We start from the raw sequence: 21,402 nt of genomic DNA on the forward strand, positions 1-21,402 counted from the left end.
CAGGGTGTGTAAGCGTTGTGAGGCGTTGAGCTAACCTGTACTAATAGCCCGTGAGGCTTAACCATACAACACCGAAGAGGTTTTGATGGGCTCAATTGAGTGCATTGAATGTGTAGAGAACAAAAAACAGCTTTCCAGATTATTCTCTAGAGATTAGAGAAACAAATTTGCTTGGCGACCATAGCGTTTTGGACCCACCTGATTCCATGCCGAACTCAGAAGTGAAACGAAACAGCGTCGATGGTAGTGTGGGGTCTCCCCATGTGAGAGTAGAACATCGCCAGGCACCAATTTAAACTTCTTAACCATAATGTTGAGAAGTGACTCTAGCGCTGATAATAAGCGAACTAGCAGTTTAAAAATAGATCTGCTGATATAGCTCAGGCGGTAGAGCGCATCCTTGGTAAGGATGAGGTCCCCAGTTCGATTCTGGGTATCAGCACCAGTGATTCAATAGCTTCAGCTATAAAAATTCACTTGGCGACCATAGCGTTTTGGACCCACCTGATTCCATGCCGAACTCAGAAGTGAAACGAAACAGCGTCGATGGTAGTGTGGGGTCTCCCCATGTGAGAGTAGAACATCGCCAGGTACTCATTTGAAAAGCCTCTGTAGTAATACAGAGGCCTTTTGCTATTTACGATTTAATTGCCAATCGTATTCATAGCGAAAACTTCGCTTTATTCTTTCATCATTAGCTAGCTTTGGACGATAGCGAATAAGGTGATCCAATAATTCATCTTGTGAACCAAAATCCTCAGCATACCATTGATAAATAGAAGATAGAATCAAATGTCGATGGTTACTCTTAACGCCTTTATCGCTGTTAATGAATTCATAAGCAGCCTGTTCCAGTAAATGCTCAGTATTATCTGCAGTAAATGCTTCAGGTTGGAGATTGGGACAACCAAGGCTGGCACAATTGACCACATAATGAATTCTTGCGTCTTGCCAGATAGGCCGCAAAATTCGATGCTCAATATCATTAAGAGTCAGCTTTTGATTAGCGATTTCTATTAATGGTAGATCCCAAGGTCCAAAGCGAAACCAGCCACCAATCTTGGTAATCGATGATACAGGATAATGGTCAATGACTACTTTGACAGTGAGTGCGTTATATAAGTTGATCCAGTAAGCGTACTGCTGTTGCTTATTTAGCGTTCTCGGATCTAGCCTTGTCAGGGTGTCAATATAAGCTTGTAATTTTTCTCGGTCCGAGGCTTGTAGATTGGCATAATCGAAAACGGTATGCATGCCTTGTTGAGATAGGTAGCTATCGAGCAGTTGTTGCCAAGTTTGATGAGAGACCTCTTGTAGATTGGATTGGTCATGTTGATCCCAGTAATTCCACAATTCAGATTTAGGTGCGGCGGTGATCGATAATGACCAGCATAAGGTTAAAAGCGACAGTAAGTATTTCATAGATTCCTTAATGAAAAAAAGCAGAATGCAGCCAGCAGACAGTGTAGTTCAAATGAGAAGATTAAAAAGTAAGGGCTGCCTAGGCAGCCCTTTTTCTAATAGTCGTTGAGTTATCTAAGCTAAAAAACGTGGTATTTTCGCTTCATATTCAGCGATTTTTGTCTCATGTTGTAGGGTGAGGCCTATATTGTCTAAACCATTTAATAAACAGTGACGTCGAAAATCGTCAATTTTAAAATGGTAGGTTTTGCCGTTAGCCGAAACAGTTAGGCTTTGTAGGTCAACATTAATGGTTGCTCCTTCGGTATGCTGAACATAGCTAAACAGCTCATCGACTTCTTGATCAGTCAGTTGTACCGGAATCATCTGATTATTAATCGAGTTGCCATAAAAAATGTCGGCAAAACTTGGGGCGATGATCACTTTGATACCGTAATCGGCCAATGCCCATGGCGCGTGCTCTCGAGACGAGCCACAACCAAAGTTTTCACGGGCAAGCAAGATACTCGCTCCTTGATAGCGAGGCTGATTCATGACAAATTTCGGGTTAGTTTTTTCACCTGCATCGTCTAAAAAACGCCAGTCATGAAACAGGTGCTTACCAAACCCAGTGCGATTGACCTTTTGTAAAAACTGTTTTGGGATAATCGCATCGGTATCCACGTTGGCGGCATCAAGAGGAACGGCTAATCCGGTATGTTGCTGAAATCCTGACATGGTGTTCTCCTTGAATTAAAGTTGACGAATATCGACAAAGTGCCCACTAATGGCGGCGGCGGCGGCCATCGCAGGGCTGACTAAATGAGTTCGGCCATCACGGCCTTGACGCCCTTCAAAGTTACGGTTTGAAGTTGAAGCGCAGCGTTCTCCCGGTGCTAAGCGATCGTTATTCATGGCTAAACACATTGAACAACCGGGTAATCGCCATTCAAATCCAGCTTCAATAAAAATCTTATCTAAGCCTTCTGCTTCCGCTTGTGCTTTGACTTGCTCGGAACCCGGCACAATTAAGGCTTGAACATGGGGAGCCACTTTTTTACCTTGTGCGACTAACGCTGCGGCACGTATATCTTCAATACGCGAATTGGTACACGAACCAACGAACACTTTATCCACCTTGTAATCAGAGAGCATTTTCCCAGCGTCTAACCCCATATAAGCTAATGCTTTTTCTGCGGAGTTACGCTCAACGGGATCGGTAAAGTCGTTTGGTGATGGAATCGGTTGATCGATAGCAATCACTTGTCCGGGGTTGGTTCCCCAAGTAACTTGTGGTTTGATTTCACTGGCATCAAGGATCACTTCCGCATCAAATTGCGCATCTGGATCGGTTTTTAGTGTTTGCCAGTATTTTATAGCGTCATCCCAATCACGACCTTGTGGCGCAAACTTGCGACCTTTAATGTAATTAAAGGTCGTTTCATCAGGGGCAATTAAGCCAGCTTTTGCGCCGAGTTCAATCGCCATATTGCAGACAGTCATTCGACCTTCCATGGAAAGGTCTTGAATGGCTTGCCCACAGAACTCAACCACATAACCAGTGCCACCCGCAGCGGTAGTTTTGCCAATGATGGCTAGCACAATATCTTTAGCCGTGATGCCGGGAGCCACTTTACCCCGCACTTCGATTTTCATCGTTTTGGCACGGCCTTGTTTTAAAGTCTGGGTCGCGAGGACATGCTCGACTTCTGAAGTGCCGATACCAAATGCGAGTGAGCCAAACGCACCATGTGTTGCGGTGTGTGAATCACCGCAAACAATCGTCATGCCTGGTAGCGTGATGCCAAGTTCTGGCCCCATGACATGCACAATACCTTGATATTTATGGTTAATATCATATAAGGTCACACCAAATTCTGCGCAGTTTTTAGCAAGGGTTTGCATTTGAATCCGAGCCATTTCCCCCGACGCATTAATGTCTTTGGTGGTGGTAGAGACGTTGTGATCCATGGTGGCGAAGGTTTTGCTGACTTGACGTACCGAACGTCCTTTTTCACGTAGCCCATCAAAGGCTTGTGGAGAGGTCACTTCATGGACTAGATGGCGGTCGATGTACAAAATCGGCGTTTCTCCCGCAGCGGCAACCACCACATGGGCATCATAAATTTTTTCGTATAAGGTTTTTGCTTTTGACATTGCTTCTTCCTTGAGCTCTTTGAGCCAATGAGAGCCGATCATTGCCGACTTTGAATACTATGCGTTTAGAATATATTGTGCGATAACATCGCCCATTTCTGACGTTGATAGAGCGGGTTTCCCGCTAGCAAGATCGCCAGTTAGTTGTCCTTCTGCAAGCGCTTGGCTAACCGCTGCTTCAATTGATTGTGCAGCTTGCTCTTCGCCTAAACTATAACGGAGCATAAGCGCTGCCGAGAGAATTTGTGCGATAGGATTGGCGATGTTTTTTCCTGCTATGTCGGGGGCACTGCCACCTGCTGGTTCATATAATCCAAATTTGCTTTCGTTGATGCTAGCAGAAGGTAACATGCCCATTGAACCGGTGATCATCGCGCATTCATCGGAGAGAATATCACCGAAGATATTGGAACAAAGCATGACATCAAATTGAGCTGGATCTTTGATTAATTGCATCGTTGCATTATCGATATACATATGTGATAGCTCGATATCTGGATATTCCTTGCTTATTTCTGTTACGACCTCGCGCCATAAAATCGAACTTTGCAATACGTTAGCTTTATCGATAGAGCAGACTTTTTGGCGACGTAAGCGAGCTGATTCAAAGGCGATACGAGCGATTCGTTCGATTTCAAAGCGGTGATACACTTCAGTATCAAAGGCTTTTTCATTCGCCCCTTCTCCTTCGCGCCCTTTGGGTTGGCCGAAATAAATTCCCCCAGTTAATTCGCGTACAACGACAATATCAAAACCTTGAGCGGAAATATCGGCACGTAGTGGTGAAAAAGCTTCTAATCCACGATGAATTTTTGCAGGGCGCAAATTACAAAATAGTTGGAAATGTTTACGTAATGGCAGCAGAGCGCCACGCTCAGGTTGATCATTCGGTGGTAAATGTTCCCATTTTGGTCCACCGACAGAACCAAATAAAACCGCATCGGCTTCTTCACACGCTTTGAGGGTGCTCTCTGGTAGTGGACATCCATGATTATCAATGGCGATACCGCCGACATCATGTTCTTCACGTGTAAAGGTTAATGCATATTTCTGTTCAATCGCATCCAGCACTTTATGAGCTTGCTGCATGACTTCTGGGCCAATGCCATCACCGGGTAAAACGGCGATCCGGTAATTTTTACTTGTCATAGTCGTCCTTCTCTAATTTCTTATTTCAATTGTGTTTGCTAGCGCTAAATTTTATACGGTAGCGATTTTTTTATTCTGCTTTATCTCGGCAATTTGATCCGCTCGATGAATGCTATTGATGACATGAAGCAAGGCTTGTCCTGATGCCTCAACAATATCAGTCGAAACACCCGTACCATGATATTTTCGGCCTTTGTAATTTGCGATAATATCGGCTTGGCCTAATCCATCTTCACCTTCCCCTTTTGCAGTGAGGTCGAACTTATCTAAGACGATTTCATAACCAGTAACACGATAAATACATTGGTAGAGAGCATCGACAGGGCCATTCCCGACCGCTGCTTCACATTTCTCTTCACTACCGCATTGCAGTTTAATCGTTGTAGTGGCCATGACACTACCTGATTGTACGCTGAGGTAGTTTAACTTATAAAAATCATCCTCTTCGCGCAGATTTGAGAAGTGCATTAGCGCTTCTAGATCATAATCGAACACTTGGCCTTTACGATCCGCCAGTTTTAAGAAGTCTTCATATAATGCATCTAGGTTGTATTCGCTTTCTTTATAACCCATTGAATCCATATGGCTTTTAACAGCCGCGCGACCACTGCGGCTGGTTAAGTTCAGCACCTGATTTTTTAGCCCGATCGATTCAGGTGTGATGATTTCATAGGTGTTCTTATTTTTTAATACCCCATCTTGGTGAATGCCCGAAGAATGGCTAAAAGCATTTGCTCCAACAATGGCTTTGTTACTTTGTATTGGCATATTGCATAGCTGACTGACCAATTTACTGGTTCGACTAATTTCTTGGTGTCGAATGTTGGTGCGAACCTGCAAAAGATCTTGGCGAGTTTTTAAGATCATGGCTACTTCTTCTAGAGCACAGTTGCCCGCACGCTCACCAATACCATTAATCGTACCTTCAATTTGGCGGGCTCCAGCTTGAACGGCGGCAATAGAGTTAGCCACAGACATGCCTAAATCATCGTGACAGTGAACAGAAATCACCGCTTTATCAATGTTAGGTACGCGGTTAAACAGGGTTTGGATAATGCCACCAAATGCACTTGGAACGGTATACCCTACGGTATCAGGAATATTGATGGTTGATGCACCGGCATTAATAGCCGCTTCCACCATCCGACATAGATTATCAATCGGGGTTCTTCCTGCATCTTCACAAGAAAACTCAACATCATCAGTATAGTGACGAGCATGCTTAACCGCGTGAACGGCCATCTCTACAACATCGTCATAGCTGCGACGTAGCTTGTCTTGCACGTGGATGGTAGAGGTTGAGATAAAGGTGTGAATACGAAAAGCCTCAGCCACTTTTAATGCTTGTGCAGCGGCATCGATGTCTTTCTCTACCGCTCGAGAAAGAGCACAAATTCGGCTGTTTTTAATATGTTTGGCGATCGTTTGAACGGATTCAAAATCCCCGGGAGAGGAAACAGGAAAACCGGCCTCAATGACATCGATTCCTAGTCGTTCAAGAGCATAGGCGATTTGTAGTTTTTCTCTTACTGTAAGGCTGGCAGACAATGCCTGTTCACCATCACGTAATGTGGTATCGAATATAATAACTTGATCGCTCATATAGGCTCCCTGATCTCGACAGTTAATCGTTTACTTCCTGAATATACTTATAAAAAAACCCGCATCTCGATGCGGGTTTTATGTAATCTTGTGTGCTATTTTTCTTCCACAATCTACCCGCGCGAATGGTTCACGATAAGGAGTAGGCCCAGCAGGAGAGAAAAACGTGATGTCATCAGTAACATTCCACACAATTAAGTTAACAAATTAGTACCGCACTCAACCTGACACGTCAACCATTAAGTTGATTTTTTATTCATATCGGATCATTTTCTCAGAAATATATATCGACTATAAATGAAGTAAATTCATCGATTCACCAAAAAACAGTCACGGATCTGTCATCTCTCTTACCTATGTTGAAAGGGTAGAACTCAATCAAGGAGGTGAGGCATGCGTACCCTCGAACCGATTGCTAAATTAGATTTGGCCTTTTCTATTATTTGTCTACATCACAAGTTTAATCAGCCGGTGGCTCGATTTAGCAAAGCGATCTCTCATACCGGAGATGGGCATCTATACCTTATTTTTGGGTTGCTCGCTTGGACAACGGATGGCTCAAATGGGATGAATTTTTTAACGACTGGGCTTATTGCATTTGCCATAGAATTACCTGTGTATTGGGCACTTAAAAATAGTGTCCAACGCCGTCGACCGGAAGAATTCTCACCATTGTTAACGGCTTTTATCACCCCTTCCGATCGGTATAGTTTACCGTCAGGGCATACCGCCGCGGCTTTTCTTATGGCGATCTTAATTGGTCATTTTTATCCTTCGTTGTTTTTGGGTGCTTTATTATGGGCAGGCGTGATTGGCTCTGCTCGTATCTTATTAGGCGTACATTTTCTCACTGACGTTATCATTGGTGCGATGCTTGGCACCAGCTGCGCCATGCTATCACTTTCGCTTATGGAGGGCTGGATGTGAGAATTTTATACGGTGTGCAAGGGACAGGAAATGGCCATATCAGTCGAGCGAGAGCGATGAGTCAAGCTTTTACAAAACACAAAGTATCGATTGATTTCTTATTTTCAGGAAGAGAAAAAGCGGATTATTTTTCCATGGAATGTTTTGGTGATTTTTATACTCGGCGAGGGCTGAGTTTTATCACGGTACGAGGGAAAGTCAGCTACTTAAAAACTGCGATGCGAACCAATCTGTGGGCTTTTTTACAGGAAGTGGATCAGTTAGATCTGGATGGTTATGATTTAGTCATTAATGATTTTGAACCCGTCAGTGCATGGGCAGCAAAGCGTCAAGCGGTTCCTTGTATTAGTTTGAGTCATCAAAATGCTTTTCGTTATTCGGTTCCACTTAAAGGCATAACTTGGCTTGATCATATAATTTTGCAGTATTTTGCTCCGGCTGATCACCATTTAGCTCTTTATTGGTATCACTTTAATCAAGCGATTCTTCCTCCGATTGTAAATACCCACTTATCATCAGGTGGCGGCAATGAGCACTTTATTTTAGTGTATTTACCTTTTGAGGAAATACATCAAGTGTGTGAATTATTGAGCCGTTTTTCTCATCATCGGTTTATTTGTTACCATCCAACCGTCTTGGATCACGCTATTGTGGAAAATATTGAATTAAAACCTTTATGTCATCGTGCTTTTCATGAGCATTTACACCGTTGTAATGGCGTTATTGCCAATGGTGGATTTGAGTTACCTTCTGAAGCGTTATCTCTGGGTAAAAAACTACTATTAAAGCCGCTTTCCGGTCAGTTTGAACAGCAAAGTAATGTGGCAACATTGGATCTACTAGGCTTAGCGAGTACGATGGATTTTTTAGATGCTTCTGTTATTGGCCGGTGGCTGAATGAGAAGCAAGCTGAACGGGTCAATTATCCGGATGTTGCTAATGCGGTAGCCGATTGGGTGATAAATGGCGCATGGAACGATCACTCAGCGTTATGTGATACGCTATGGAAACAGGTCGATTTTCCTGACTATGCTGCGATTAATTCGCTATGAGTTATATGATCTTTCTTATCTTATCTTTATGGTGAATGTTAAAATTTTCCATCCTTATATTTATTTGTCTCATCAATGCTTTGTAAAAAACCATCACTAAAATATTTTTATCTTTTTTTATGAAAAGTTAATATTTTGAAAAATATTGACTTTTTTTCTAATCGGGTAAAATTTACTGACTTTTTATCAATCGTGTTGCTATTCAACAAATGAATGGTTGATAGTACAACTCAACCAGAAGTTATCTGGACACCCAATAATCTAATTTTCTATTCGCCAATCTGATTTGAATTGGTCACCTGTGACGAATTGAATAATAACAAGAGGCGTACTTCATGCTTAATAAAAAAGATCCCGTAAGCGCGATTGCTAGCTATCGTATGGAAAGCACGTTACGTAGTGTGGATTTAAATCTGCTCACGGTTTTTGATGCGGTAATGCAAGAGCAAAATATTACACGTGCAGCTCATAATTTGGGTATGTCACAACCTGCGGTCAGTAATGCAGTCGCCCGACTCAAAGTTATGTTTAATGATGAGTTATTCATGCGCCAAGGACGTGGTATTCAGCCGACTCAGCGTGCACGACAACTGTTTGGCCCGATTCGTCAAGCACTGCAATTAATTCGTAATGAACTACCGAGCTCTGTGTTTGCTCCAGAAACCTCAACGCGTTTGTTTAAATTGGCTATTTGCAGCCCTTGTGATATCCGCTTTGCACCAAAAATTATGACGAGTATCCATCAACAAGCCCCTCATGTTCAGTTACATTTAGATGCTGAGTTTGATCGAAAACTAGCAGAACGGATGCGTTATCAAGAAATTGATTTCGTGATTGATTATGCTTGTTTTGACGCACAAGGCTTTTCTAGTACAGAAATATTTCAAGACGAACTTGTTGTTGTGACTGCAAAATCTCACCCACGGATCCAAGGTAGTGTGACTCGAGAAGGTTTAGCCATGGAGCAACATGCCAAGCTTTCTAAAGTACATGGGCAACGCAGTTTTTCTGAACAGGCCTATCGAGATCTCGATTGTCACCCGAGTTATGAAGGAACCAGCCTGAGTAATGTGCTTTATGTGGTAGGGCAATCGGAATTGGTGACAATCGCCCCTCGTTGGATGGTGGAGCACGCAGCGAATAAATCGCAGTTACAAATACTGGCTTTCCCATTTGACAATGCTAGTATCAGCGGTTATTTAAGTTGGCATGAGTCGAGTGAGAAAGACAAAGGGCACATTTGGCTACGAGATCAACTTATGGTGATCTGTGGCGAAGTTGTTGCACGGAAGTAATGCTAATTGTTGTTTTATTTTAACCTTAGGTGGGCGAAAGTTCTGACCTGAGGTTTTTTTATTTTAGTTGCCTTGATATTTTGTAAAATTTTGATACGGGTCAGTTGTCTTTTTACTGGTTGAATGTACACTTGTGCGCTCAAAATAGAGCTTACAGGTGTAAGCTAAAGGTAAGAGAAATGGCCAATTTAGATTTTCATATTGTTAAATGCATTAAAGAACAAGTTTCTCTTGGCGGAAATCGTATCGCGTTACGGCATAAAGTCGGTAAAGAGTGGCAAGGGATTAGCTGGAAGGAATTTGGCCAGCAAATTGATCAGGTCTCTTTAGCTTTATTATCTTTTGGCTTAAGTGTGCAAGATAAAATAGGTATTTATGCTCCTAATATGCCGAAATGGACTATTGCTGATTTTGCTGCCCTGCAAGCAAGGCTGGTGACGGTACCCATTTATCCTACCAATACACCTGAGCAGTCGGCTTATGTCCTACAAAATGCTGATGTGAAAATCCTCTTCGTAGGAGATCAAGCACAATATGATGCCGCCCTATCGATTTTTGAACAATGTGAACAATTGCAGCTGATTGTTGCTATGAATGAACAAGTCGATCTAAAAGGATTTGTGCATGCTTTTTCTTGGGATGATTTTATCGCTCAGGGTTCATCTGTCCAAGAGGTCGAGTTAGCAGAGCGTTTAGCGGCTGCAACCTACGATGATCTTTACACATTGATCTATACCTCAGGCACCACTGGACAACCTAAAGGTGTCATGATTGATTATCGAAATATTGGAGCTCAGCTAGAAGGGCATGATCAGCGGTTAAGCTTATCGAGTGATGACGTATCTTTGTGTTTTTTGCCCCTTTCCCATGTTTTTGAACGTGCTTGGACTTGTTATGTTCTTTATAAAGGCGCGACCAACTGCTATTTGCAAGACGTAAGGCTGGTTCGTGAGGCATTGTCTGAAATCCGCCCCACAGTCATGTGTGCAGTACCACGTTTTTACGAAAAAATCTTCTCTGCTATACATGAAAAAGTAGCAAAAGCTCCCTTTCATCGTAAAGCCTTATTTACTTGGGCTGTCAACATGGGGGCGAAGATGGCGCTATGCAAACAGGAAAAACGTCAGCCATCAGTTTTCTTACGCTATAGCTATGACTGGGCGAATACATTAGTACTATCGAAATTACGCGAATTACTCGGTGGACGAATTCACTTTATGCCTTGTGGTGGGGCGAAATTAGATGAAACGATCGGGCGTTTTTTTCATGCTATTGGCATTAATGTGAAGCTTGGCTACGGTATGACAGAAACCACGGCGACGATCTCCTGCTGGGATGACGATGTGTTTAATCCTGATTCGATTGGATTATCCATGCCGGGCGTTGAAATTAAAATTGGCGAGAACAACGAAATTTTAGTTCGTGGGCCGATGGTCATGCGTGGCTACTATAAAATGCCGGAAGAAACCCAGCAAACTTTTGATGAACAAGGCTTTTTAAAAACAGGTGATGCTGGTCATATTGATGAGTATGGTCACCTTTTTATCACCGATCGTATTAAAGAATTAATGAAAACCTCTGGTGGAAAATATATAGCACCGCAAGTTGTAGAAGGGGCGATTGGTAAAGATCACTTTATCGAGCAGATTGCGGTCATTGCTGATACTCGTAAATTTGTATCCGCCTTGATCGTTCCTTGTTTTGATACGCTTGAATCATATGCTAAAGAGTTGAACATCAAATATCATGATCGGATAGAATTACTTAAGCACAGCCAAATTGTTGAGTTATTTGAAAAACGCGTGAACGATCTGCAGCAAGGATTGGCAAAATTTGAACAAGTAAAGAAATTCAAATTGCTGCCAAAAGCCTTTTCTATGGATCAAGGCGAGCTTACACCGACGCAAAAGCTGCGCCGTAAAGTGATTAATGATCGGTATCAACAGGAAATCGAAGAGATGTATCACGATAAGCCAAAAGATTAACCACGTTTTATTCCATCGACCTATTATGCTGTTTTTTAGATAGGTCGATGATTTTGCTCCTAAACGGCCTTTTTCCTCCCTTTTGATGCGTTCCGCTATAAAATTTTTCTCTTTTTTTTAACAAGTTAATCATTTTTATCTCTAGTTTTAAACGTTTATCCCACATTGAATCCTAATTATCGGTTTTTTCCCCTATATTGCTAAAAATGTCCCGATTGAGCAGTTAGACCGAATAAAAATAAAGGGGTAAAGTTGTGATGTTACCTAGCACAGGTTATGACCTGTGCAGGACATAGCCGAAAGCGGAGTGTTTTCGAATTAGGCTACGAATAAGCCCTAAACTATGTAAAACCTATCTCATTCACGGACCTTGTGATGAGAAAAAGGTAAGGAGAAAAATGACAATGTTACCCAGTACTGCAATGTTATCTGGTGCAGAGATGGTGGTTCAATCTCTCATCGAAGAAGGTGTAGAACAGATTTTTGGTTATCCAGGCGGCTCGGTACTTGATATCTACGACGCTTTGCACGAAAAAACCGATAAGATTAAACATGTTCTTGTTCGTCATGAGCAAGCGGCAACTCATATGGCAGATGGCTATGCTCGAGCGACAGGGAAACCGGGCGTAGTATTGGTTTGCTCAGGACCTGGAGCCACGAATACCGTTACTGGTATTGCCACCGCTTATATGGACTCCATTCCTATGATTGTGATTTCTGGTAACGTTGCGACCAACTTAATCGGTAATGATGCTTTTCAGGAGTGCGATATTGTGGGAGTGTCTCGCCCTATCGTAAAACACAGTTTTTTGGTGAAAGACGCGCAGGATATTCCTGAAACGATTAAAAAAGCTTTTTTTATTGCCTCAACGGGCCGCCCTGGCCCGGTTGTGATTGATCTTCCTAAAGATGTAATGAATCCGCTGATCAAATTTCCGTATCAGTATCCACAAACCATACAAATGCGTTCGTATAATCCGACAACGTCTGGGCATAAAGGGCAAATTAAGAAAGGGTTAAAAGCACTATTAGCTGCAAAAAAACCGGTACTATATATTGGTGGTGGCGCGATTATTTCACAAGCAGATAAGCAAATTCGTCAACTTGCGCAAGCGTTAAACTTACCCGTTGTGAGTACATTGATGGGGCTGGGAGCTTTCCCAGGGACACATAAAAACTTCCTCGGTATGCTTGGTATGCATGGTGTGTATGAAGCCAATATGGCGATGCATCACGCTGATTTGATTTTTGGGATTGGCGTACGGTTTGATGATCGAACGACGAATAATCTGGAAAAATATTGCCCGAATGCCAAAGTCATGCAAATTGATATCGATCCTTCTTCGATCTCGAAGAACGTGAAAGTTGATTTACCTATCGTGGGTTCTGCGGATAAAGTTTTAGCAAACATGCTGACATTGCTCGAAGAACAAGCGGAAGGAAACGATAGTCAAGCGATAGATCAATGGTGGCTTGATATTCAAAGTTGGCGTGATCGGCAATGTTTAAGTTATGAGCCATCTGTCGATCGAATCAAGCCTCAGCAAGTGATTGAAACATTATTTAAGCTAACCAAGGGCAAGGCGTATATCGCCTCGGATGTGGGGCAACATCAAATGTTTGTGGCGCTCTATTATCCTTTTGATAAACCTCGCCAATGGATTAACTCTGGAGGCCTTGGCACCATGGGCTTTGGTTTGCCTGCCGGCATGGGAGTGAAATTTGCCTTACCTGATGAGGAAGTCGTGGTAGTGACAGGAGATGGTAGTATTCAAATGAATATCCAAGAACTCTCAACCGCTCTGCAATATGGCATTCCGGTTAAGATCATTAACTTAAATAACCGCTTCTTAGGTATGGTAAAGCAATGGCAGGATATTATTTATCAGGGGCGTTATTCTAACTCTTATATGAGTTCTGTTCCTGATTTTGCTGCTATTGCCGAAGCTTATGGTCATGTAGGGGTTCGAATTACTAATCCAAGTGAATTAGAACCCCAGCTACAGCGAGCGTTAGACATGAAAGATCGCTTGGTGTTTGTGGATATTCATGTTGATGAAACCGAGCATGTTTATCCGATGCAGATTAAAGGCGAAGGAATGGATAAAATGTGGTTAAGCAAAACGGAGAGAACTTAATATGAGATACATTATTTCATTATTACTAGAAAACCAGCCGGGAGCGTTATCACGGGTGGTTGGATTGTTCTCTCAGCGTGGCTATAACATTGAAACGCTCAACGTGTCTCCAACGGATGATGAAACATTATCGCGCCTGACGATCACCACGACATCCGATGAAATGCAACTCGAGCAGATTCAAAAGCAACTGCATAAGTTAATTGATGTATTAAAAGTACAGGAAGTTTCGGAGTTTGAGCATATTGAGCGTGAATTGATGCTGGTAAAAGTGAAGGCGAGTGGGTTTGCTCGTGCAGAAGTAAAACGAACGGCTGACATATTCCGAGGGCAAATTGTTGATGTGACTGCCGCGCAATATACCGTTCAGTTAACCGGAACCAGTGATAAATTAGATGCATTTATTGACGCGATTGTCGAAGTTACAGATGTGATTGAAGTCGCCAGAAGTGGTGTGGTTGGGATGACTCGTGGAGAACGAGCATTACGAGGCTAGTCTTTTCCGCCTCCATTGCATATCAATAAAAAACCAGCCGACTTGGGCTGGTTTTTTTATTGTCTATCTTGCCGTTACACGATCAGTGCAAAATACGGGCACGAATCGTACCATCAATGCTCTTCAATTTAGCTAAGGCCTCTGCTGAGCGGGCCGTTTCAACTTCAATCACCACATAACCAATGGTTGCATTGGTTTGCAAATATTGTGCTGCAACGTTAATCCCGTCTTGTGCAAAAATGGTGTTGATCTGAGTCAGAATACCCGGGCGATTTTCATGAATATGCAATAGGCGCGAACAATCACGATGTTGTGGTAGAGATACCTCAGGAAAGTTAACACTAGAGAGCGTTGAACCATTATCGGAGTATTTAGCCAGTTTTCCTGCAACTTCAATTCCAATGTTTTCTTGTGCTTCTTGGGTTGAGCCTCCGACATGAGGAGTCAGCAGGACATTATCAAACTCAATTAAAGGTGACTCAAATGCTTCTTTATTTGAACCTGGTTCTGTCGGAAATACGTCAATAGCGGCCCCAGCAATATGACCAGATGCCAGTGCATCACACAAGGCTGGAATATCAACTACCGTTCCACGAGCGGCGTTAATAAAGATAGAACCTGGCTTCATGCGAGCAAATTCGTCTTTACCCATCATGTTTTTGGTTTCAGGTGTTTCGGGTACATGAAGGGAAATAACATCACACTTATTGAGCAATTCACTCATGGTATGAACTTGTGTTGCATTTCCTAAAGAAAGTTTACTTTCTATGTCATAAAAATAGACTCGCATGCCTAAATTTTCTGCGATGATGCCGAGCTGTGTGCCAATATGCCCATAGCCGACAATACCTAAACATTTGCCACGAGCTTCGTATGAATGATCGGCACTTTTTTTCCAGATTCCGCGGTGAGCCAGGGCATTTTTTTCAGGGATACCACGTAGCAGGAGCAGAATTTCTCCTAATACTAGTTCTGCGACACTTCGGGTATTGGAGAATGGAGCATTAAATACCGGAATACCTCGTTTAGCGGCAGCATTAAGGTTGACTTGGTTGGTTCCAATACAGAAGCAGCCAATCGCAACCAATTTATTGGCCGCATTGATCACTTTTTCTGTCAAATTGGTGCGCGAACGAATGCCAATAAAATGTACATCTTGGATCGCTTCAATCAGTTCTGATTCTTCCAAAGATCCTTTATGGTATTCAATATTGCTATAGCCAGCAGCTTGCAAAACTTCTACTGATGATGGATGAAGTCCTTCAAGGAGTAGGATTTTGATTTTGTCTTTTTCCAGTGAAACTTTGGCCATTATTCTCGTCCTTAAATATGGGATGGTGGGCTAATCAAGCAAACGCCAAGTAAAACGTAGATTATTTAACTTTTTTTATTCAACGCAAACGTTTTCCCTGTGTTGCTACACCCCATTAAACTAACAAATATTTTGTCATTTGGGTAAGGAAATTACGTAATAAGAAATAATTTTCTTATAGAAAAACCGAAAAAAACGGCACTTAGTGTGCCGTTTGTAATCAAATAACAAAAAAGTGTAGTTTTTATCAATCTTATTCTTCGATTTTAGCACCTTGTGCTGTTCCGGTAATGACTACATCGGCTCCACGGTGGGCAAATAAACCATTGGTCACCACTCCGGTGATAGCATTTATTTGGCTTTCGAGCGTTTTAGGATCACGAATTTGTAGATCATGGACATCAAGAATCACATTACCGTTGTCAGTGATAACCCCTTCACGATAAATAGGGGTTCCACCTAATTTTGTTAGCTCTCTTGTGACATAGGAGCGAGCCATCGGGATGACTTCAACAGGAAGCGGGAATTTACCTAAAATATCAACGGCTTTGGTGCCATCAACAATACAAATAAATTGATCAGCAATGGCTGCGACAATTTTCTCACGGGTCAGTGCAGCTCCTCCGCCTTTGATCATGGCTCGCTGAGGATTAATTTCATCCGCCCCATCCACATAAATATCTAACTGATCAATATCATTACAGTCGTAAACTTTGATACCGAGTGCTTGAAGTTTTTCAGTAGAAGCGATAGAGCTGGATACGGCACCTTGAAGGTCATCTTTGATAGAACCCAGTGCATCGATGAAGTGATTGACCGTTGATCCCGTCCCTACGCCAACAATACTGCCTTTTTTTACGTATTTTAGAGCAGCCCAACCGGCGGCTTTTTTCATCTCATCTTGAGTCATGCCTGTCTCCTATCATGGTTTATGAGTTAATGCGTGTGCGGCGCGATTATATACTCAAAAGACACACAGATGTACTGGAGAAGCGGACAATTCATTTAGATTGAGAGAAGCGCGAATATACGTTCCATTGCCAAGAGCGTGTAGGGGTGACAACTTGGGGGAGGGGAATATCCCAGCTTTCAATCGGTAAGGTTTTGACGTATTGGCAATCATGAGCCAGTCCAATCGGTTTGGCTCCTTGACCCGTTTTAAACCAGGTTGAAAGCGTTCGATCATAGTAACCTCCCCCCATACCAAGCCGATGACCTTGTGCATCAAAAGCCACTAATGGCGTACAGATAAGATCTAATTCTTGGGCTGGTTTTACTAGCCACTTATTGAGTTTAGGCTCCATAATGCCATATTTGTTATAAGCCATCGGTGTATCAAGTTGGTAATGTAAAAAGAGCAGGTGCCCTTTAGAAAACGGGTGCAATACGGGAAGATAGACAGATTTTCCTTGGGCCCATAACCAGTGAATGAGTGGCGTGGTGTTGAGTTCACCATCGGTTGAAAGGTACAACGCGATATGTTGGCAGCACGTTAATTCTGGCTGTTTTGCAAAGATATCCACCAAATCTAACCCTGCTTGCCGTTGAGCTTCACGAGACAGTTGATGGCGTCTTTGTCGAATGGATTGACGAAAATATTGACGAGTCGATGACATATTAGGAAACCCCAGAGTGCCGTTGAGGATTGAGGCCCTTGAACCAGCTGGTTCAAGGCGGATTAGCAATGGTTGCCGTAGGCTTCTCGGTACGAGCCGAGCTTGCTCAATAGCAATCGAATACCAACCCTTTGGTGTTGCTTATCGGCTCAGGGACTTACATCCGCTGACGAACACTCCAGGGTAAAACTTTAAGCAGGCTTTAGTGGCCTTGCTGCTGTACTTTATTGAGCGCGGCTTGCAATGAGTTTGCGAGTTCATCAACCCGTCTATTCAATTGCGAGTGTAGATCATCTTGTTTTTGCCGCTCTGTTTGTAATTCGTAGCAAATATTCAATGCTGCGATAGTCAATAACTTAACTTCATTAGTAACTTTAGTACGTTCGGCCATATCTTTCAATCGTTGATCAAGATCTTGTGCGGCACGAACCAGAGAGCTTTCCTGCCCTTTGGGGCAATTAACTCGGGTTATTTTGCCTAATATTTCAACCTCAACGGCTTGATTACTCATGATAAGTGAACTCTATTCGCGCAACTAAAGATGGGTGCAATTGCCAAACCATCGAGGGGCAAACTATAGGTAAAGCGCTATCAAGATTCAAGCTTTTCACGCCGATAAGTCTAAATTGATAGCTAAAAAACTACTTATTGGGCAATTTGAATAAAAGCTAGTCATATGGGCGTTTTCGGTTAATCGTTGAAGTGGTAGGATGGCGTTTATTTACCTAGATGAAGTGATTATGAGTGAAGCGACCTTTCCCAGTTATAACCAATTAGCCAGTGATCTGCAATCGGCCTCATTGGCGATAAATCCTGCTGAACTGCATGGCTTATTAGCTGGAATGTTAGCGGGAGGAGTAACTGTCGATGACGCCAGTTGGCAAGCGCTCATCTTTGATTATACCAATGATGGCTTAGGTTGGCCGCAACAAGCATTAACACAGGTGAAGCAACTGTTTTTAGCAACGCATAGTGAATTGGCAAGCCGTGATTTTAAATTAACGCTATTAGTTCCAGTGAATCATGATGATGAAGCGCTGTATCAGTTTGCTGATGGCGTGGTTGATTGGGTGAACCATTTTATTTCTGGGCTGGGTTTAGCGGCGATAGATCTAACCCGCGCGTCGTCAGACGCCAAAGAGGCGTTACAAGATTTAGAAGAAATTGCCAAATTAGCCATTGATGAAGAAGATGATCTACAGCAACAAGCTCAATTATTAGAGCAAATCATTGAACACATCAAGGCGTGTGTTTTTACGCTGTATATTGAGTTCTGCAAATCTGAACCAGCAGTTAAGCCGATGATTCACTAAGTGAGGTTAGGGTGAGTGACGAGAAATGTTTTGATGTCATCATCGCGGGGGGGGCAATGGCTGGAGCGACACTGGCCCTGGCATTGAATGCCTTGAGCCGAGGAAAGCTGTCTATTGCTGTGATTGAAGCTTTTCAAGTCGATCATCATGCTCATCCCGGTTTTGATGATCGAGCGATCGCTCTTTCTCATGGTACGGTGGCTCTGCTGGAGCAGTGGCAGCTATGGGATGCTATGCGTCCTTTCGCCACTGCCATTACGGATATCCATGTTTCGGATCGTTCTCATGCTGGTATGACAGAGATTCATGCTCAATCTCTTGCGTTGGATGCTTTAGGGTACGTGGTTGAGTTAGCTCGAGTGGGCGCTTTATATGCTGAAAAAATGGCACAATGTGTGAATATTGCCCAATATTGTCCGACTAGCGTGTCCCATATTTCTCGTTCATTAGACTCGGTTTCGGTCACTTTATCGGATAACTCACATCTGGTTGGTAAACTCTTGGTTGCAGCAGACGGTACGAGATCAACCTGTTGCGAAAAATTAGGCATTCCACAACAAGAGCTAGATTTTCATCAGGTGGCGGTAATTGCGAATGTACAAACGAATCAACCTCATCAAGGACGAGCGTTTGAACGTTTTACCACTTCTGGCCCATTGGCCTTACTCCCGATGGATGATAATCGGTTATCATTAGTTTGGTGTGTTTCTGCCTTGGTGGCAGAGCAAATCATGCAGATGGATGATTCTTGCTTTCTGGAACAGTTACAGCGAGATTTTGGCTGGCGTATCGGACGCTTCATCCAAGCAGGCAAGCGTAGTTGTTACCCATTAGCGCTTCGTTATCGTCACAATATAGTTTCTCACCGTTTTGCGATGATCGGCAATGCAGCACAAACTCTTCACCCGATTGCTGGGCAAGGCTTTAATCTTGCTATTCGTGATGTGGCTAGCCTAGCAGAAGAGATCATCAAGAGTGATCAGATTGGTGATTATTCATCATTGAGCCGTTTTCAGCAGCGTCGAACAGCGGATCGTCTGGCCACTATTCAATTGACCTCAACCTTGGTTCATCTTTTTTCGAATGATTGGATGAGCTTTCGTATTGGACGTAATCTTGGCTTAATGGCAATGGATAGTTTCTCATTTTTAAGTATCCCCTTGCTTCAACGCACACTTGGTGTGGTCAATCGATAAAAGGTACAAATTTATGATGCAAAGTGTAGATATTGCCATTGTGGGCGGAGGAATGGTCGGCCTTGCGCTTGCGGCTGCTTTTAAAGATTCAGACTTAAGAATAGCGATGATTGAAAGCCAGCTTCCTCAAGCTGAATTAGATCCGCTACCTGATGTTCGCGTATCTGCATTGAATCGTGCGAGTGAAATGGTGTTAAAAAACGTCAATGCTTGGGACGGAATCATAAAGCGTCGAGCTTCGCCCTATCAAGCGATGGAGGTATGGGAACAAGACAGCTTTGCTCGAATTGAGTTTTGTGCTCAGCAATTAATTCAGCCTAATCTCGGTCATATTGTTGAAAACAGAGTGGTACAACTAGCGTTATTGGATCAAGTGAAACAACAAGCCAATCTAACACTGTTTATGCCCGCGCAGTGTCAAAGTTTAGCAATTGGTGAAAGTGAAGCATGGTTGAGTTTAAGTAATGGACAATCGCTCACCGCCAAGTTAGTTGTTGGAGCAGATGGGGCCAATTCGTGGGTTCGTCGCCAAATGGATATTCCGCTCACCTATTGGGATTATGGCCATAGCGCACTCGTGGCGAATATTCGAACGCATGAACCGCATCAAGGCGTAGCAAGACAGATCTTTACTCCACAAGGCCCCTTAGCTTTTCTTCCTATGTCTGAGCCACACATGAGTTCTATTGTGTGGTCAACAGAGCCGAGCCGAGCCGAGCGTTTAGCCGCGATGGAGGCGTCGGTTTTTAATAAAGCACTTACGGTCGAATTTGATGGTCGACTTGGCTTATGTCAACTTGTCGGTCAGCGGTACACGGTGCCACTCACCGCACGTTACGCTCGTGATTTTGTCGCTGAGCGTCTGGCGTTGGTTGGAGATGCGGCCCACACGATTCATCCACTTGCGGGGCAAGGGGTTAACCTCGGTTTGCTAGATGCAGCGAGCCTAGCGCAAGAGGTGTTATCGGCTTGGCAGCAAGGCTTAGATATCGGCCAGCGGCGAAATTTACGCCGTTATGAACGTTGGCGAAAAGCCGAGGCCGCGAAAATGATAACGGCAATGCAAGGATTTAAAGATTTATTCGCGGGAAGCTATCCTGCGAAGAAATTGATTCGAGGGGTTGGGATGCGTCTTGCAGGGCAAATCCCAGGAGTAAAACAAGAAATAATGCTACATGCTTTGGGGTTAAAAGGTGAATTACCTGAGTTAGCCAAAAGGTAATCGTCTGCTGATGATTATGAGTAATCATTTAACAATAAAAAACTAGGGTTGGCATTTGCCAACCCTAGTTTTTTTAATGTTGATCAAGCATAAGCGCAGCGTAAGCGTCGAATCTCTTGGTTGACTTCATTGACGGTTTGATAATGTCGCTGTTCAGCACGTTCTGGAAGAATCAACTTCCCATTATCAAACTCAAATTTACCGACACCATAGATATAAATTCTTCCTTTAAAAAGACGACTTACGTGTTTAGCTATCATACTCGGTGTATAGCGCTTAAACAGTCTCATACTTCGATCCTTTTTTATTTGTTTAGCTCAGTGTAAGTTAAATCGGTAGGCGATACTGTGATTTCGCCGGATATATCCAAAGTTACAGTTAGTTTTTTCAGTGATTTGTGCTGTTATTAGCAAAATTGGTTCATTCTCTAAATTAAACCCTTTCTTAGTACAATCCTCGCTTGACTCTTCTCCATCCAGGCCATAAGAGAGAAATAGTGTGATGCTTTGATTATTAAGCCAAACCAATGTGACAGTTTTAA

Annotated in this window: 19 protein-coding genes, 1 tRNA gene, 2 rRNA genes and 1 other RNA gene; 12 read left to right on the plus strand and 11 right to left on the minus strand. The window is 43.0% G+C overall.

Annotated features, from left to right (window positions below):
• Positions 1–170: 170 nt before the first annotated feature.
• The 3 genes from rrf (FKN05_RS13985) to rrf (FKN05_RS13995) all read left to right on the plus strand — a co-directional run bounded on the left by rrf (FKN05_RS13985) (position 171) and on the right by rrf (FKN05_RS13995) (position 592).
• A 5S ribosomal RNA gene (gene rrf / locus FKN05_RS13985) occupies positions 171–286 on the plus strand.
• A gap of 83 nt (positions 287–369) precedes the next feature.
• A tRNA-Thr gene (locus FKN05_RS13990) sits at positions 370–445 on the plus strand.
• 31 nt (positions 446–476) lie between these two features.
• Positions 477–592: ribosomal RNA gene (rrf, locus tag FKN05_RS13995) — 5S ribosomal RNA — on the plus strand.
• 41 nt (positions 593–633) lie between these two features.
• On the opposite strand, the gene FKN05_RS14000 is transcribed toward rrf (FKN05_RS13995), so the two are convergent.
• The 5 genes from FKN05_RS14000 to leuA all read right to left on the minus strand — a co-directional run bounded on the left by FKN05_RS14000 (position 634) and on the right by leuA (position 6,309).
• A complete protein-coding gene (locus FKN05_RS14000; protein WP_170887786.1) occupies positions 634–1,422 on the minus strand; it encodes a DUF547 domain-containing protein in 789 nt (262 codons plus the stop codon).
• 114 nt (positions 1,423–1,536) lie between these two features.
• A complete protein-coding gene (gene leuD / locus FKN05_RS14005) occupies positions 1,537–2,139 on the minus strand; it encodes a 3-isopropylmalate dehydratase small subunit (protein WP_170887787.1) in 603 nt (200 codons plus the stop codon).
• A 15-nt stretch (positions 2,140–2,154) separates the two neighbouring features.
• Positions 2,155–3,558 (minus strand): 3-isopropylmalate dehydratase large subunit, encoded by a 1,404-nt coding sequence (gene leuC, locus FKN05_RS14010; protein WP_099610530.1) that lies wholly within the window; start codon positions 3,556–3,558, stop codon positions 2,155–2,157.
• A 57-nt stretch (positions 3,559–3,615) separates the two neighbouring features.
• Entirely contained in the window at positions 3,616–4,707 is a 1,092-nt protein-coding gene (leuB, locus tag FKN05_RS14015; protein WP_161428494.1) for a 3-isopropylmalate dehydrogenase, read from the minus strand.
• Positions 4,708–4,758: 51 nt separating this feature from the next.
• Positions 4,759–6,309 carry a 2-isopropylmalate synthase gene (gene leuA, locus FKN05_RS14020; protein ID WP_170887788.1) on the minus strand — a complete coding sequence of 517 codons (1,551 nt, stop codon included), beginning with the start codon at positions 6,307–6,309 and terminating at the stop codon, positions 4,759–4,761.
• A gap of 393 nt (positions 6,310–6,702) precedes the next feature.
• Here leuA and FKN05_RS14025 point away from each other — a divergent pair, with 393 nt between their 5' ends.
• The 6 genes from FKN05_RS14025 to ilvN all read left to right on the plus strand — a co-directional run bounded on the left by FKN05_RS14025 (position 6,703) and on the right by ilvN (position 14,202).
• Positions 6,703–7,236, plus strand: coding sequence for a phosphatase PAP2 family protein (locus FKN05_RS14025; protein ID WP_099610533.1), 534 nt, complete (start codon positions 6,703–6,705; stop codon positions 7,234–7,236).
• Positions 7,233–8,288, plus strand: coding sequence for an MJ1255/VC2487 family glycosyltransferase (locus FKN05_RS14030; RefSeq protein WP_170887789.1), 1,056 nt, complete (start codon positions 7,233–7,235; stop codon positions 8,286–8,288). The genes FKN05_RS14025 and FKN05_RS14030 overlap by 4 nt, the downstream gene beginning before the upstream one ends.
• Positions 8,289–8,623: 335 nt before the next feature.
• Positions 8,624–9,583 carry a transcriptional regulator LeuO gene (gene leuO / locus FKN05_RS14035; protein WP_099610535.1) on the plus strand — a complete coding sequence of 320 codons (960 nt, stop codon included), beginning with the start codon at positions 8,624–8,626 and terminating at the stop codon, positions 9,581–9,583.
• Positions 9,584–9,762: 179 nt separating this feature from the next.
• Positions 9,763–11,568: an AMP-dependent synthetase/ligase gene (locus FKN05_RS14040; RefSeq protein ID WP_099610536.1), complete on the plus strand. Its 1,806-nt coding sequence runs from the start codon at positions 9,763–9,765 to the stop codon at positions 11,566–11,568.
• Between the two features lie 404 nt (positions 11,569–11,972).
• Entirely contained in the window at positions 11,973–13,706 is a 1,734-nt protein-coding gene (locus FKN05_RS14045; protein ID WP_249339328.1) for an acetolactate synthase 3 large subunit, read from the plus strand.
• A gap of 1 nt (position 13,707) precedes the next feature.
• A complete protein-coding gene (gene ilvN, locus FKN05_RS14050) occupies positions 13,708–14,202 on the plus strand; it encodes an acetolactate synthase small subunit (protein ID WP_170887790.1) in 495 nt (164 codons plus the stop codon).
• An 82-nt stretch (positions 14,203–14,284) separates the two neighbouring features.
• On the opposite strand, the gene serA is transcribed toward ilvN, so the two are convergent.
• From serA to zapA, 5 genes are all read right to left on the minus strand, one after another.
• Complete coding sequence (gene serA / locus FKN05_RS14055) at positions 14,285–15,514, minus strand: phosphoglycerate dehydrogenase (RefSeq protein ID WP_161428474.1); 1,230 nt, start codon at positions 15,512–15,514, stop codon at positions 14,285–14,287.
• Positions 15,515–15,767: 253 nt separating this feature from the next.
• Positions 15,768–16,424: a ribose-5-phosphate isomerase RpiA gene (gene rpiA / locus FKN05_RS14060; protein WP_161428473.1), complete on the minus strand. Its 657-nt coding sequence runs from the start codon at positions 16,422–16,424 to the stop codon at positions 15,768–15,770.
• 91 nt (positions 16,425–16,515) lie between these two features.
• Positions 16,516–17,130 (minus strand): 5-formyltetrahydrofolate cyclo-ligase, encoded by a 615-nt coding sequence (locus tag FKN05_RS14065; protein ID WP_170887791.1) that lies wholly within the window; start codon positions 17,128–17,130, stop codon positions 16,516–16,518.
• Between the two features lie 4 nt (positions 17,131–17,134).
• Positions 17,135–17,318: non-coding RNA, 6S RNA (ssrS, locus tag FKN05_RS14070), on the minus strand.
• A 14-nt stretch (positions 17,319–17,332) separates the two neighbouring features.
• On the minus strand, positions 17,333–17,641 hold the full coding sequence (gene zapA / locus FKN05_RS14075; protein ID WP_099610542.1) for a cell division protein ZapA: 309 nt from the start codon (positions 17,639–17,641) through the stop codon (positions 17,333–17,335).
• A gap of 229 nt (positions 17,642–17,870) precedes the next feature.
• On the opposite strand from zapA, the gene FKN05_RS14080 reads away from it, so the two are divergent.
• The 3 genes from FKN05_RS14080 to FKN05_RS14090 are packed head-to-tail and all read left to right on the plus strand — an operon-like array spanning position 17,871 to position 20,861.
• Positions 17,871–18,443 (plus strand): YecA/YgfB family protein, encoded by a 573-nt coding sequence (locus FKN05_RS14080; RefSeq protein ID WP_170887842.1) that lies wholly within the window; start codon positions 17,871–17,873, stop codon positions 18,441–18,443.
• 11 nt (positions 18,444–18,454) lie between these two features.
• Positions 18,455–19,639: a 2-octaprenyl-6-methoxyphenyl hydroxylase gene (gene ubiH, locus FKN05_RS14085; RefSeq protein WP_099610543.1), complete on the plus strand. Its 1,185-nt coding sequence runs from the start codon at positions 18,455–18,457 to the stop codon at positions 19,637–19,639.
• 13 nt (positions 19,640–19,652) lie between these two features.
• Positions 19,653–20,861, plus strand: coding sequence for an FAD-dependent 2-octaprenylphenol hydroxylase (locus FKN05_RS14090; protein ID WP_170887792.1), 1,209 nt, complete (start codon positions 19,653–19,655; stop codon positions 20,859–20,861).
• An 83-nt stretch (positions 20,862–20,944) separates the two neighbouring features.
• On the opposite strand, the gene ytfK is transcribed toward FKN05_RS14090, so the two are convergent.
• Complete coding sequence (ytfK, locus tag FKN05_RS14095; protein ID WP_078925982.1) at positions 20,945–21,151, minus strand: stringent response modulator YtfK; 207 nt, start codon at positions 21,149–21,151, stop codon at positions 20,945–20,947.
• Positions 21,152–21,402 lie beyond the last annotated feature (251 nt).

This window comes from Vibrio sp. 1-1(7) (assembly GCF_013048485.1).
Lineage (GTDB): Bacteria > Pseudomonadota > Gammaproteobacteria > Enterobacterales > Vibrionaceae > Vibrio > Vibrio fujianensis.